This is a genomic window from Paenibacillus sp. J22P169 (assembly GCF_059691995.1).
In genome coordinates this window covers 308,710-323,600 of the sequence record NZ_JCAUAO010000004.1, presented here as the reverse complement: position 1 = coordinate 323,600, position 14,891 = coordinate 308,710, and the positions used below count along the sequence as shown (strand labels likewise).

Here is a 14,891-nt window from a genome sequence, read left to right as displayed (position 1 = left end):
GTAGAATGTTGCCAAAATGATAACCAACAAAATGTACAATACCAGAACTACTGCTGCGCTGGAGTATCCAACGTTTGACATGGTTAGTTCCCCCTTCCGCCTGCTAAACCTAATCTTGAGTGCTCCATGTATTCTATGTTAGGCAGGGCGGATAGGTATGGACGGATGTCTATTTCTGTGGGAGAAAAGGGGTTAATTCACCTAGATAACAGACATCTAAATAGTGAAGTGCCCTAGTGCAAGCCGTGTAAAACAGCTTGCGTTCCTTCGCCTCCGCGTAGACAGCCGCCCCGGCATCGTAGAGAATAACCGCGTCGAACTCGAGCCCTTTGGCGAGGTACGCCGGTAGGATCATAACGCCTGCTTCGTAGTGCAGCGTATCTTTGCTGATCCGCGCGAGGTCCGACAGCAGCGGCTTCAAGCGTCCGTACGCGTGCTGTGTCTCACGCTCGGTCTTGCAAATGATCGCGACGGAGCTTGCGCCGCCGCCGCTTCTGAGAGCCGCCGCCTCTGCGACGAGGCGGATCAGCTCTTGCTCGCTGCCTGCGCGCAGCAGGCGCGGCTCTTCGCCGCTGCGGCTGAACGGTTCCACCGGTTCGCCGCCCGGCAAGACCTGACACGCGAAATCGGTGATCTCGCGTGTCGAGCGGTAACTCTTGACGAGACGGATCGTCTCCGTCTCGTCTTCCCCCATCAGCTCGCTAATCGAGCTGTAGCCTTGCTCTTGCTGGTTGGTGTCTGAACCCACACCAGCACTAACAAGCTCGTTCACGTTCACATTCGCGTGCGTGAAGATCCCTTGATTCCAATCGCCTAGAAGTGTGAAACGGGCGCGTGGAAATAGCTTTTTCAAATAGGCATAGTGAAACGGTGAGTAATCTTGCGCTTCATCGACTAGGCAATAGCGGATCGTGCCCACGCGCAGCTGTCCCTCAACAAGTCCTTTGAGATACACAAGAGGCGTTGCATCCTCGTAGCGCAGATGGCCTTGCTCCAACGCTTCCACCGTGAAGGTGCTGATCGTCGCCCATGCTTCTGGCAGCGACTGCCCAGATAGCTTCACAAGCTCCTGCTGTAGGCTCGTATCCGTAAACAGCTCTTTGTACATGCCGAGCACATCGACATAGGCTAGCTTTTGCGCTTTTTCCCTGAGTGGAGCAATGGCTTTGTGTGCTTTGACACGGCTCATTTTCTTCATTTCCGGTTCAGTGCCCATGTACTTCGGTTCGCGCACAAGCTTGCGATAAAACCGTTTCTGCACATCGGCTTGAAACACCTCAAGCTTTTCGAGAATCCATTCCGAGAGCTGTTCCATGCGTTCACCAATAGCAAGAATCGACGGTTTGCCATAGAACCGCTCGCTAAGCTCTTCTGCTGTGATCAACACTTTTTTCCCTACAGCCAAATCAAGGAATCGAATGCCGCCTTCCTTCAACTTCTCACCGTAGGCTTCAATTACACCTAGGAAAGCCTCGGAGGTTTTGTAGGTAATGCTCTGCAACCTGACTGCATATAAGGGATCCTGTTCCGTGCCCGTCAAAATAAATTCGAGCTGATCATACGGATCCTCCAGCGTCAGCCCCGTATCTGTTAATTTATGTGTTAAATAATCCTGAAAGGTCGTTTGCTGCATCGTCGCTTCACCTAGCTCTGGCAAGACACGTGATACATAATCGCTGAACAATGAATTCGGCGAAAAGAGAATCATGTTATCAGCACTCAACGTCGTTCGGTATTTATAGAGCAAATACGCGATACGCTGCAGCGCCACGGACGTCTTCCCACTGCCGGCAGCACCTTGGACGACCAGCACCTTGTGCTGATCATCGCGGATGATCTGATTCTGCTCACGTTGAATCGTGGTCACGATGCTGCTCATCTTCTCATCCGCACTGCGGCTGAGCATCTTCTGCAGCATCTCGTCACCGATCGAGATGCCCGTATCGAACACATCCTGCAGCTCGCCAGCTTTGATGATATATTGACGCTTGAGCCATAGCTCGCCGCTGACATCCATCTCTGGCGTCCGGTACGTCGCCGGACCTGGGGGATAGTCATAGAACAAGCTGGCGATCGGCGCGCGCCAGTCATAGATGAGAATTTCATCTGTCTTACTATCAATAAAAGAGGTTAAACCGATATAGATTTTCTCCCGCTCCTGCTCACCCTTCTCTTGAAAATCAATGCGGCTGAAATATGGCGCATCGACCACGCGCTCCAGCTTACGCAATGCATCCTGCGCCAGTCGATAGCTGCGCTCTTGCCCTTGCAGCACATGCTCCTGCTGAGCCATACTCGCAGCAGTTTCAATCAAATCATCGTCATTGTCTGCATTGACGGAGATATCATCCCAGAAGCTTCGACCAATGGCCGTTGCTTCTGATCTGCGATCATCCACCGTTTGACGCAGCTCTATAATACGTCGCTGAATGTTGGCTCGTACCACAGAGACGCGCTGTGCTTCCTTCTCTCGTTCTTCATTCCCTATCGCCATGATTTCGTTCCACTCCCATTCTCTGATCTATGAATAAACGTTCTGAATCACTTCTTCAAATTCCGGTTCTTCCATATGTACATCGTCCATATCGCCCCAGCTGCTCACAATCCGCAGCACATCCATCGCCTTGAGCTCTTGCCGATTGCAGGCAATTGTCAGGATGTTCGCTTCTTGCTCCACCACACGGAAAGGCAGCTCCCAGCTGTCTGGGACATGATATTCGCCTCGGTAGGACACCTTCATCATGGTCGGTAATCCAATGCGTTCTCTTAGTTTATCTATGGAACCATCATAACCAATTTGCCCATGATTAATGACGATAACCCTCGGACAAAGCTGTTCAATATCGTCCATATCATGCGTCGTTAGCAATATCGTCTTCCCGAAATCTCGATTCAACGTCTGCAGAAAGCCGCGAATATTTCGCTTTGCCACGACATCTAGGCCGATTGTAGGCTCATCCAGAAACAAAATCGCTGGATCATGCAGCATGGAAGCCGCCAAATCCGCCCGCATTCGTTGACCGAGGGAGAGCTTGCGAACCGGGGTATCTAGAATTTCTTTTAAATCGAGCAGCTCCGTCAATTCACCTAATCGATGGCGGGCATCTGCAGCCTCCACGCGATACATCGCAATAAGTATTTCATAGGAATCCTTCACGGGGAGATCCCACCACAGCTGGCTTCGCTGCCCAAAAACAACACCAAGCTGCCTAACGACCTGCTTCCGTTGTTTCTGCGGGCTGCTTCCATGAATTAAGACCTCACCAGAGGTGGGGTGCAGGATGCCTGTGAGCATTTTGATCGTCGTCGACTTTCCCGCTCCATTAGGTCCAATATACCCGACGAACTCGCCAGTTTCAATCTCGAAGCTCACATCGCGTACCGCTTCTTTCTCTTTATATGCCCTAGAAAACAGGGTTCGAATCCCCGAGAACTTCCCTTCTTGGATGACGGGGGATTGAAAGGTTTTGCGTAAATGCCTGACTGTAATCATCGGATGTTTGCCCTCCCTTTTTATTCATGTGGTTAACTACCTGTGCTTTGATATCGCGAAAGTCCTAGCTTCCAGAATCGCATAGCAAGCCATAGAACAGCTACCGAGACCACTAATGTACCTAGCAGCAGTTCCATGCCTCCTTGATGCCTCAGCACATAAAGAGCAGGAATGTAATTAACGAAGCCTACCGGAACAAGCACTAACAGCGCGTATTGCAGCCATTTGGGATAGATGCTGAGCGGATAACGAGCCGCTGTTTGGGAGGCGTCTTCGGTCATATTTTGTAGAGACTCAATGCGTGTGAGCCAAAAGCCGGCCGCAGCCGTCGCAAGCCCGATCGCGAATAAGATGACTGCACCTGTGAGGATAATGAAGCCTGTCAACGGGATGGCAACCCATCCGATTTGCCCGCTAGCCAGCAGCGCTTTCATCGAAATGAAGAGAAGGATCAGACCCTGGCCGATTTCAGCAATAAGAATCCGTGAATTTTGTGTCATCAGGGCAAGCAGCACTGGAACTGGTCGAATTAGTATCGCATCCAAATCTCCAGAAACGAGATACTTTTCAAGATGATGCACGTCGGAGGCAAGTGTGCGATAAATCGCTTTAGAAATCATCATCACCCCATACAAGTAACTCACCTCGTACAGTGTCCAACCCTGCATGTTGCCAAACTTCATCATCACCAGCGCCACCATGAGGAATTCAGAGATTTGAATGAACGAAGCCATGATAGTCGAGAAAACAAAATTAAACTTATACTGCATCCGACTTCGGAAACTTGCCCTTATAAGCAGCATAAACAGCCGAATCGAGATCATCCGCCTTGCACCTCCAGCTTCCTTCGAACCACATGGGTAATGGCCAAGCAGACACAAGTAAACCCGATGCCCCAAAGAACAGCACCGAGCACTACAGCTCCATGTTCAAGTCCAAGGTAGATCCGAGTTGGGTAGTAGAGTAAATAAGGGTATGGCGTGTACGAGCTAATGGTACGGAGCCAGCCCGGCAGCCATTCCACGGGGATAAAAAAGCCTGAAAGCAGCATAGCGAATGAGTAGTTCACCCAATACAACCAACGTGATTCCGTCGTCCAAAGGGCTGCTACGCCAATTAAGTAGTTCATGCAGATTGAAATATAGGAGGCCGTAACGAGCGAGAGAGCTGTCCATCCATACACCGAAGCGTGATGGGGAAGCTGTAAGGAGAAGATGAAAACATAGAGGACATAAATCGGAATGCTTTTATATACAAATTGATACCACACTTGGCCCCATTCACGGCTCATCGCTTGGTAAAATAAGTGCACCGGCCGCATCAGATCGACCGCTATTTGACCCGTCCGAACCGATTGCTCGAGTCCGAGTCCATTCGTCGTAAATTGTGTAATCCACAGAATCGCTTGGTTAAAAGCAATATAACTCACGATGCCTTTGGCGCCGTACTCGCCTAGCGATGCGTCGCTGCCTAAGCCGGTCCAGATGCTCGCATAAATAAAGCCGAACACCGCGCTTACTGCATTATGCAGCAGATGCGAGCCACGATACTGCAAGTTTCTTGCGTACGCCTTGCGCGCTAAAACCGCGAAAAGCATAAAACACCTCCTGTTTTGTCGTTCAAGATCCGTTCGCTTTTTCGTTTTTTCGTGCAGTCGCCGCGTAGAGACGGAATCCCATATTACCAAAATAACCCTGATTCTGGCAACAGTTATTTCTCTTGTTGTACAATGTATCACAGGCGGGGCTTATTATTTCTGAGAAAAGGACGGATATCATGCTACATACTTCCTATTGGTTAACAAATGTGAGATTAGAGCAGAGTTATGTCATAGACGATGGACAAGTTGTTGGTACACATACGAAGATTTGTCATGTTAGGATTGAAAGTGGCGCCATAGCTGACATTATTGGATCAGAATTGGAGCCTCAGGGACATCTTCCCAAGTACGATTGCAAGGAGTTCCTGCTGCTGCCCTCTTTCGAGGAGGCGCATATCCATTTAGATAAAACGTATTATGACGGGCCTTGGAAAGCGGTAAAAAAAATCTCCAGCATTTTCGAGCGGATTGAAGAAGAAAAAGTTTTATTACCTAAACTGCTGCCCACAGCAAGACAACAGGCAGAGAGTATTTTGGCGCTTATACAAGGGTTTGGGGCCACGCATGTCCGCAGCCATTGTAACATTGAACCCGTCAGTGGACTGCATCGGTTAGAGGCAACCAAGCTAGCCTTGGAGACATTCTCTGGTAAAATCTCCTCCGAAATTGTTGCTTTCCCGCAGCATGGACTGCTTCGCTCGGATTCAGTTGGGCTCGTAAAGCAATCCTTGACAGAAGGAGCGACCCTTGTCGGCGGGGTAGATCCTTTCACGGTAGATGGCAATATTGAAAAGTCACTGCAGACCATGGTAGAGCTAGCAGTTATGAACAACGCCGGCATTGATCTACACTTGCATGATCGACATGAAGCAGGGAAGCAAACTTTACTGAGGCTGGCTGATTTAACGGAAGAAGCTGGCTTGCAAGGCAAAGTGACTGTTAGCCATGCGTTTTGGTTCGCTAGTGCTCCTATTCAGGAATCCGAAGAAGTAGCTTCCAGGATGGCTTCTCTGGGCATGTCCATTGCCTCGACGGTACCTATCGGAAAATCTACGATGCCTCTCCCGATGCTGCATAACAAGGGTGTTCATGTGAAATTAGCAACAGACAGCTTGACGGATCACTGGTCTCCTTTTGGCAATGGTGATCAGCTGGAGCGAGCTGGACGGTTCGCAGAACTATATGGGTATAACGATGAGTACGCGCTCTCTCAATCCCTTGGCTTCATTACTGGCGGGATAACGCCACTCGACCAAAAAGGCGAACAAGTATGGCCAAAGGTCGGTGACACCGCAAACTTTGTGCTCCTGCCTGCCAGCTGCTCGGCCGAAGCCGTAGCGCGAAGAACGCCGCGTCAAGCCGTATGGTTCAAGGGTGCGCTCGTAAGCGGATCCCTGTGAAAAGCACAAAAGGCCACCTCCCAAGTATCTACTTGAGAGATGGCCTTTTTCAAATCAAGCTACTGTGTACTTGACGACTTCGCGTCGTTGCTGCCTTGAGCTTCGGACTTCACAGCGTCTGTGCCGCCAAATTCGGCATTATAGCCTGCCTGCGTACCTTTGGTCAAATAATCATGATCCAAATAATCGGCCAAGTACTGCTTACCGAACATTAAGTCATATTGTACATTCCGATAATCCTCAATGAGCGGTGCCGCGGATTCCGGCGTAGTTGCATGCAGCTGTCCATCTTGATCTACAATCAAGTTGCTAAGCAAGCCTGGTACCTGCTGAGCCAACTCAGCATCTAAAGCAAAATTCGCTGGCTTCTCCATATGAAGCATATCAAGAACATGTGCCCCTAAGAAAGAATCGCTCAACACTGGAATATCCTGCTTCGGCATATCAAAGTTGGACCATGTCACTAGCGGAATGCTATGCATCTTCTTGATCTCTTCCAACGACCATTTATTCGCATCGCTTGTTGAGATAAAGCCTGCTTCTTTATACACTTGATAATCCATGCCTAACATCGGCAAATGGTCACCATAGAAGACAATCATCGTTGGTTCATCCGAATCCTTGAAATGATCGATCATCATTTGCAAGCTTTGATCCGCATCATGCGCACCTTGCGTATACGTTTCAAGAATGCTTTTGGCTTGCGCGGAAAGATTGCCTGTTGCTTTGAACTGATTTTCCCCATAGCGAGGGTCATCATACGGACCGTGATTTTGCATGGTTACTGTGTAGATGAACATCGGATTCTCCGTTTTATCTACTTCACTAATCACGTTTCTGGCTACTTCAGCATCGGAGATAAAGTAACCCTTAGTTTCCGGATTCTCGAAATGCTCGCTGCTTTTGAAGGATTCAAAACCTAGCTCCTTATATACCGAATTCCGGTCCCAGAACCAACCTTCGTAGGAGTGAATCCCCATGCTCTTGTACCCTTTATCGGCAAAATAACTTGCCAAACTTGGAACTGGCTTCGAAATGTACTGTTGATACGGAATGGATCCGCCAGGTAAGAAGCTCATCGAGTTCCCTGTCAACACTTCAAATTCCACGTTGCTCGTGCCGCCGCCATATTGTGGGGAAAGCAAATAACCGGAGCTAGATTCCTTCTGCAAACGGTGGATTGTCGGAAGGGGGTCTTCGCTGAACGTTACATTCTCTAGTAGGGTAGGATCCCAGAATGCTTCGCTCATAACGAAAATAACATTCGGCTGTTTCCCGTCAGCGAGGGTAGCTTTCGCTTTGCGTACGCCTGCACCTGCATCCTTTTGCACAGCGGCTTCTTGAATAGTAGCCGCGGCAGCCGCGAGTGCTTGCTCACTGTAGGTATCCGGCTTCTGTACAATGGAGTTCTTCACATTTAGTGTGAAGGCAAGCGTGAGACCATTGTTCGCGTAGTTTTGCTGCTGATCCCAAACAATTTCGTTCACACCCGCGTGGTCTAATATTTTTCCTGCTAACGGTGTTTTGACCCCAAATGCATACATGGCATAGAGCGAAAAAAGCCCTAAACCGATTCGGGCGATAATTGGGATTGTCACACGCGGAATCACCCATCTAAGCGCAAGAACGATGAGAATCGCGGCCGCAACACCACATATTCGAATTAATGCTGCTTTACCAGTGACTAACGAAGCAATATCCATGCTCTCTTTATTCAGCAATATATCCCACGGGAAGAACGGCTCCCCGATCATTTTCACTTTCATATACGAGATAATTGCCATTAGACCGAGAATTAAGGTCGTGATGGAGCCAGAGATTGCCAAAGATCCTACGAGGGCATAAACGAAGGCCAGCAGACAGAAGGTTAGCCCTACATTGAGCAAAAAGAAAGATTGATTACCTGTAATCCATTGCATGGTTTCAGCAAGATTACCACGTTCAAGAAACTCCATACCTACGACAGACAGAATCGGTAAACCGATCATAAATAAAACTAGTGAAATCGATGCTCCCAGACGGCTTGAGCTCCTTTTACTCGAAAGACGCTTCCGGGGCTTCAAATTCAAGTGCATCTTACATCACTCTCCTCATGCCCCTAATTGTAAATGTCAATTGTGAAGGAATTATGTAGGTAACCTTAAAGGAACCTTAACCCTCCCACTTATTCCCAATCACTTGAGTCCGGCTAACCAAGCTGCAAGTGCTTTCAATTCCTCTTCCTTCATCGTCACCTGAAACGGCGGCATCCCGCCACCACCCTTTTGTATCCGTTTTACGATTTCAGTTTCATCGAGGCGTTCTCCCACTTTTTGAATATTAGGACCTTGCCCGCCTTGTAATTGATTACCATGACAAGAGATACAATAGTTTTGATATAGCTTTGGAACATCCACATTGGCAGAAACACTCGCACTCGGTGTAACCGTCGGTTTTTCTCCACAAGCGGTTAAGCCTATTGCTGCCACCAGTATGAAGCCTCCAACCCAACTCATCCTCGTTTTCATGTGCCCAAACTCCTTCAATCTCATTTCTCTCATCATACCAGAGCGTAGATTGGAAAAGAAAGAAGAGCCGCGGGCACCGTCACATGGGTAGCCTCGTTTACCTTACACGATCGAGGATTCTCATATGATTATTATGGTACCAAACGCGGCTTTTTATAGGTGTCTATATGAATTTATTTAATATTTTTACGTCAATTTAAGACGTATCACATTCCAAGAAGCCTTACCAAGAACAGCCTCAATTTGTCCATTCGAAGAAATCGTCGCATTCCCAGCGGAATGTGGTTTAACGCGGTCTGGCGCTTCTAAGGTATTGGATGCCTTGAGATCCTCATGCTCCAATACAATATGCTCAACGATGTGGAAGCCGCCGAAGCTGCGAAGATCCATCTCCAAGGGGAGCGCTTCTGCCAAATGGCGATTCACTGCGAATATAGTCAACTCCGATGTTTCCTCGTTATGTACGGCTACAGCTTCGAGGTAAGGGACATCCGTATAGTCCTTCGCATCATATTTCGGCGACTTAATGAGTGGTACAAGAACCGTTCCGCGGCCAAACACACTGGCATGCAGATAAGGATAGTAAATCGTTTGCTTCCAAGCCGCACCGCCATTAGCCGTCATAATCGGAGCTATCACATTAACCAATTGTGCTAAGCATGCCATTTTGACACGATCAGCACGTTTCAACATGGAAATCAGCATACAGCCGACCAGAAGCGCATCTTCATGGTTATAGATGTCCTCCAGTTGTGGCGGTGCGATAGACCAAGGCTCGATTTTACGATCTGCATCATGAGAGTGGTACCAGACATTCCATTCGTCGAAGGAGAGATTGATTTTCTTTTTACCGCGCTTTTTGGCCTGAACGTAATCAGCCGTCGCAATCACGGTATGGATGAATCGATCCATTCCTAAGGATTGAGCCAGGAAATTCGCAGAATTCTGTTCACGATTGCCGTAATACTGATGAAGCGAAATATAATCAACATGATCGTAGGTATGCTCAAGAACGGTTGCTTCCCAATCTGGGAAGGTAGCCATCGTCAAGCTCGAGCTGCCGCATGCGACAAGCTCAATCGATGGGTCTACCCATTTCATCACTTTCGCAGTCTCGCAGGCAGTACGCCCATACTCGGCAGCTGTTTTGCTTCCTGTTTGCCAAGGGCCATCCATTTCGTTGCCTAAGCACCATGTTTTGATGTTATGCGGTGCGCGATAGCCGTGGGAGATTCGCAAATCACTCCAGTAGGTGCCACCTGTGATGTTTGCGTATTCGATAATATCTCTTGCTTCAGCAGGACCACGAGTTCCCAGATTCACTGCCATCATAGCCTCTGTGTTCGCTTTGCGGCACCAGTCCATAAACTCATTAAGGCCAATCAAATTCGGTTCAATCGTGCGCCAAGCAAGATCAAGACGTCTTTTACGCTGATCCACAGGTCCGATGCCATCCTCCCAATTGTAACCCGATACAAAGTTACCTCCCGGGTAACGTACAATCGGCACATGCAGACCTTTAACTAGCTCCAATACATCTCCGCGAAACCCCTGCTCATCTGCTTGCGGATGTCCAGGTTCATAAATGCCGCCATATACCGCGCGTCCCAAATGCTCAATAAAAGAACCGTACAGACGCGGATCCACTTCTCCTACTACAAAATCCTTATCAAGGATCATGCTTGCTTTCATAGACATGGCGATCACCTCATAGTATAATTAATATAAATATGAATCAGTTAATAAAATTATTATGTATAGCTCATATTAAACAATAAAAACCGATGAAGATCAAGACCTTTCATCCGTTTTAGTTGCATTCATATTTATATTAATCAGAGAATGAAGAAGAAGGAGTTACTGGGCATGATTCACACGACTACAGACCGCAAATGGCTGCCTTTATATGAAGCGCTGGCTAGCGATGTGCGGCTTCACATATTGGAATTATTAGCAGAACAAGAGATGAACGTGAAGGATTTGGCTCAGCGGCTCTCGCTAAGCAGTGCCATCGTGACGATGCATGTCAAGAAGCTGGAGACAGGCGGACTCATCCATACGAAGCTCGTCCGTAAGCAAGGCGGCACGCACAAAATTTGTACACTAGCCCTCTCGCGTATTGACATCCAGCTTCCACAGTCGATCGAACAGAGGCGTTTGTTCAACGAAGTCTCTATCCCCGTTGGTCACTATACTCGCTTCGAAGTCAATCCGACCTGCGGTTTAGCTACAGAAGAGCGGCTGATCGGTCAGTTCGATGATCCTCGTTTTTTCTTTGAGCCAGAGCGCATGCATGCTAGAATCCTATGGTTTGCCAAGGGCTTCGTAGAGTATCGTGTTCCCAACTATATGCTTGCAGGTCAAGACTTGGAGGAGATCGAAATCTCGCTGGAAATTGGCTCGGAAGCACCAGGTATCGCAGCCAATTGGCCGTCTGATATTCACTTTTATGTGAATGACACCCTGCTTGGCTACTGGACAAGCCCCGGCGATTCAGGGGATGGCCGCGGCCGGCTGACCCCATCTTGGTGGTCGGACTACACGAACCAGTATGGTTGGTTGAAGGTACTTCGCATCACCGAAGAGGGAACATTCCTAGACGGACAGCAGCTTTCCGCGGTTACAATTCAGGACCTTCCGATCTCACGCAACGAGTGGACCTTACGGTTAGAAGTGCCCGAACATGCCGAGCATGTCGGTGGATTGACGCTGTATGGAGAAGGCTTCGGCAACTATAGCCAGGATATTCGGTTTCGCACTTATCGGAGGTAGATGGTTGATAGCTGAGCATACGAAAAGGAACAAAAGTGAACTGCACTCTTGTTCCCCTCTTCTCATTTTTGCTTCAACAACGCTTTAATTTCAGCTAGCTCCGATCTCACTTCATGCCTGAACTCGGCAAAGTCAGCCTCCAACCTATGTAAGTGGCCCTGCATATCATCAATTTCCTTCTCCGCTTTGTAATTTATCGCAAAATCAATGATGGCTTCTTCTTTATCTCTTGCAGATTGTCGGTTCTGGCTCATCATGATAATAGGTGCCTGAAAGCCAGCTAAACACGACAGTAAGAGATTCAATAAAATGAATGGCGGCTCGTCAAAATGAATCATTCTCGTAAACGTCAAGGCATTCAGAAGGATCCATATGATCAAAACGACCACAAACATAACAATGAATTGCCAGCTGCCTACATAACTTGCCACACGATCCGCAAGACGTTCTGACCAGGAAGTCGATCTCTGATAATCTTCATTCAATTGCTCATGGATATTGCTTTTGAAATCATCCACCAAACTTTGAAGCCGTGTAGCATAGCCTTTCACTTCTGTTTCTTTCTCATGGTTCTTATCCATACTCGCTCACCCATCCCACTCTTACGTGCTATAATGGTCTTCTCTTATTCTTACCCCATTATAGGATTGGTTTAAGCACTATGGACACTTTGAACGTTTCCTTCTTTAGCTCCTACAACCTCAATCCCCTTCGTTCTTCCTTCCGCCAAACGCAAATACTTCTTTCGCCGCCAACGGATAGCCACCAGAATACCGCGAAGATACTCATCGCACATCATCGCCATATAAATACCCACTAATCCTAGGCCATAATGCAGCCCCAGTACATAGGAAAGACCTGCAGCAACACCCCACATGGAAAACAGTGAAATCACCATGTTAAACCGGGTATCGCCAATCGCATTCAATGCATTGCCGAAGCCCATATTGATCATTCTGCCTGGCTGAAGTATGGCACTTAGCACTAGGCAGGAGAGCGCTAGCTCGATAATCGCTTGGTCTGTACTGAAGAAGCCAAGAAAGCTTTTACCGATAATCAAAAGAAGAATACTATTACACCCGACTAAGCCGAGTCCAATCCATGTGCCGCGGTAGCCCGCTTTATAGGCGGCCTGTGTTTGCCCCGAGCCAAACAGATGCGCAATCTGGATTTGAGCGGATAAAGCAATCGAATAACCTAACATGAAGCAGATGGATTCCAGTGTATTCATATACGTTCTCGCCGCCAAAGCAGCAGCACCCATCGTTGCCAAAAAGCTATAAATCGCAAGCTGCGATAATACCCAAGACGACATATTGACGCCGAGCGGCCAGCCAATTTTGATGATTTCACCAAATAGCTTCCTGTTGAAAACAGCAAGATCACGCCATCTGATCCTCTGCTCGAAGGCAGAAACAAACAGGTAGAGCATTAGACAAGTCGCAAGAAACCGACTCACTAATGTTGAAATGGCAACACCCGTTAAGCCGAGCTGCGGGAATCCGAAAGCCCCATTAATCCATGCGTAGTTCAAAATGACATGGATCACATTCATGCCAATTGCCGTAATCATCGGTCCCTTCGTGTTGCCTGTATTCCGAATGGCCGTGCTGAGTGTGGCCGTTAATGCTGTCAACACCATTCCGCTGCCGACAATCGAAATGTACGTATGTGCAAGCGGAAGCAACCGCTCTTCTAACTGAAACAGTCTCGCTAATGGAACAGCCTCTACATATAAGATCACACTGAGGATCGCACCAATGAATCCGCTGATCGTGACGGCCATAATCCCAACCGTTCGTGCGGCATTCTGCTGTTTGGCCCCAATTTTCTGTGCAATGAGAATACCTGCGCCGCTGGCAACTGTCATAAATAAAATCATAACCGCTTGGAAGATTTGGTTCGCTAAGCCAACTACAGCTACCGCATCATCAGAGACACGACTTACCATCAGCGTATCAACTGCACCCAGGAGCAGCTGCAGCAGTAATTCTACAAATATAGGCCATGCTAGAAACCATAAGGAAAACTTATTTTTTTCAGCCGTCATGTTCACGCCACCATCCAGTTATAATTCGCTATTTATTATGAAAATGAAACTTACTAGTCAGTTCAAATTATAGCTGTTATAGTTGGTTTCATGTATCAACATCGCAACTGAAACTTATACAATTCCAACTTTCATTCTGGATAAAAGAAGGTGGCATTATGGCATTTCTTGAAATCACAATCCCTCCTCTGCCCCACTATATCGCGAGCGGATATAACTCCATCCCCAAGGGAGGGCAGCACCCCAGTCGCAGCAACATCCAGGTATTTGATTTACTTATTACGACTTCCGGCTGCTTCTACATCGGTGAGGAGGATGCCCGATTCGAGGTTGGGGTGGGGCAGGCTGTCATTTTACGGCCTGATCGCTACCATTTCGCTACCAAGATCTGCACGGAGTTAACCCACACCTACTGGCTGCATTTCCATGTAGGCGGAGCTTGGGAATTAATAAAGCCTAGTACCGTTGCAGCTGTCTCCTTGGAGGATCCAACTCCGGAGGAAGCCGTGGTGGAGGCTTTCGCCGTGGAGCCCTTCACGATGCGAATTCCGCAGTTCACAACGCTGCAGCACCCTGAGAAAATGTACGAGGTCTTCGATCAGCTTTTGCAGCTTCAGCCTCGTGCGCATGTGAACAGCGTGCGTTTTGCTCAGCAACAGCTATTCCAAGAAATCCTGTATCAACTGGCTGCGTCTGCCGAGACCGCTCATGCCTCCGCCTCCAGAGCCTGCGCTGAGAAAGCAGCCTCCTACTTAAGGCAGCATTTCCGCGAAACGGTCTCCGCTAAGCAGCTGGGAGATGAGCTCAATTTCCATCCTGTCTACATAGCTCGCTGTATGCAAAAAGAATACGGCTGCTCCCCCGTAACGTATCTTCTTAAATTACGAGTAGGTCAGGCCAAGCTATTGCTTCTGCAAACGGAGCTACCCATTGCGCACATTGCCCAAGAGGTTGGCTTTGAGCAAGCCGCTTACTTTGCAGCAAGCTTTACCAAGTTCGAAGGGATGTCCCCTCGCTCTTATCGGCAGCAGTTCTCTAAGGGCTCCTAAATTCTTGGGGATCGATCCAT

At 48.3% G+C, this 14,891-nt stretch carries 12 protein-coding genes; 3 read left to right on the top strand and 9 right to left on the bottom strand.

Annotation, left to right across the window (positions count from 1 at the left end; all coding sequences use genetic code 11):
- Positions 1–169: 169 nt before the first annotated feature.
- Genes helD through AC58QG_RS21630 form a run of 4 tightly spaced genes read right to left on the bottom strand, consistent with a single transcriptional unit; the run spans position 170 to position 5,090 of the window.
- Positions 170–2,494 (bottom strand): RNA polymerase recycling motor HelD, encoded by a 2,325-nt coding sequence (helD, locus tag AC58QG_RS21645; RefSeq protein ID WP_497364197.1) that lies wholly within the window; start codon positions 2,492–2,494, stop codon positions 170–172.
- A 27-nt stretch (positions 2,495–2,521) separates the two neighbouring features.
- Positions 2,522–3,493 (bottom strand): ABC transporter ATP-binding protein, encoded by a 972-nt coding sequence (locus tag AC58QG_RS21640; protein WP_497364196.1) that lies wholly within the window; start codon positions 3,491–3,493, stop codon positions 2,522–2,524.
- A gap of 32 nt (positions 3,494–3,525) precedes the next feature.
- Positions 3,526–4,317, bottom strand: a complete 792-nt coding sequence (locus tag AC58QG_RS21635) for an ABC transporter permease (protein WP_497364195.1) — start codon at positions 4,315–4,317, stop codon at positions 3,526–3,528.
- Complete coding sequence (locus AC58QG_RS21630; RefSeq protein ID WP_497364194.1) at positions 4,314–5,090, bottom strand: ABC transporter permease; 777 nt, start codon at positions 5,088–5,090, stop codon at positions 4,314–4,316. The genes AC58QG_RS21635 and AC58QG_RS21630 overlap by 4 nt, the downstream gene beginning before the upstream one ends.
- Positions 5,091–5,269: 179 nt before the next feature.
- Here AC58QG_RS21630 and AC58QG_RS21625 point away from each other — a divergent pair, with 179 nt between their 5' ends.
- On the top strand, positions 5,270–6,493 hold the full coding sequence (locus tag AC58QG_RS21625; RefSeq protein WP_497364193.1) for an amidohydrolase: 1,224 nt from the start codon (positions 5,270–5,272) through the stop codon (positions 6,491–6,493).
- Positions 6,494–6,552: 59 nt separating this feature from the next.
- Here the strand turns inward: AC58QG_RS21625 and AC58QG_RS21620 are convergent, their stop codons facing one another.
- The 3 genes from AC58QG_RS21620 to arfA form a co-directional block, all read right to left on the bottom strand.
- A complete protein-coding gene (locus AC58QG_RS21620) occupies positions 6,553–8,568 on the bottom strand; it encodes an LTA synthase family protein (RefSeq protein WP_497364192.1) in 2,016 nt (671 codons plus the stop codon).
- Between the two features lie 99 nt (positions 8,569–8,667).
- The gene (locus AC58QG_RS21615; protein WP_497364191.1) at positions 8,668–9,000 is read right to left on the bottom strand and encodes a c-type cytochrome; all 333 of its coding nucleotides are present in this window, start codon (positions 8,998–9,000) and stop codon (positions 8,668–8,670) included.
- Between the two features lie 186 nt (positions 9,001–9,186).
- Positions 9,187–10,698, bottom strand: a complete 1,512-nt coding sequence (arfA, locus tag AC58QG_RS21610) for an arabinosylfuranosidase ArfA (protein ID WP_497364190.1) — start codon at positions 10,696–10,698, stop codon at positions 9,187–9,189.
- Positions 10,699–10,866: 168 nt separating this feature from the next.
- Between arfA and AC58QG_RS21605 the strand changes: the two genes are divergently transcribed.
- Positions 10,867–11,772: an ArsR/SmtB family transcription factor gene (locus AC58QG_RS21605; protein ID WP_497364189.1), complete on the top strand. Its 906-nt coding sequence runs from the start codon at positions 10,867–10,869 to the stop codon at positions 11,770–11,772.
- A gap of 62 nt (positions 11,773–11,834) precedes the next feature.
- On the opposite strand, the gene AC58QG_RS21600 is transcribed toward AC58QG_RS21605, so the two are convergent.
- A complete protein-coding gene (locus tag AC58QG_RS21600; RefSeq protein WP_497364188.1) occupies positions 11,835–12,353 on the bottom strand; it encodes a DUF1003 domain-containing protein in 519 nt (172 codons plus the stop codon).
- A gap of 71 nt (positions 12,354–12,424) precedes the next feature.
- Positions 12,425–13,822: an MATE family efflux transporter gene (locus AC58QG_RS21595; RefSeq protein WP_497364187.1), complete on the bottom strand. Its 1,398-nt coding sequence runs from the start codon at positions 13,820–13,822 to the stop codon at positions 12,425–12,427.
- A gap of 158 nt (positions 13,823–13,980) precedes the next feature.
- Between AC58QG_RS21595 and AC58QG_RS21590 the strand changes: the two genes are divergently transcribed.
- Entirely contained in the window at positions 13,981–14,871 is an 891-nt protein-coding gene (locus AC58QG_RS21590) for a helix-turn-helix transcriptional regulator (RefSeq protein WP_497364186.1), read from the top strand.
- Positions 14,872–14,891 lie beyond the last annotated feature (20 nt).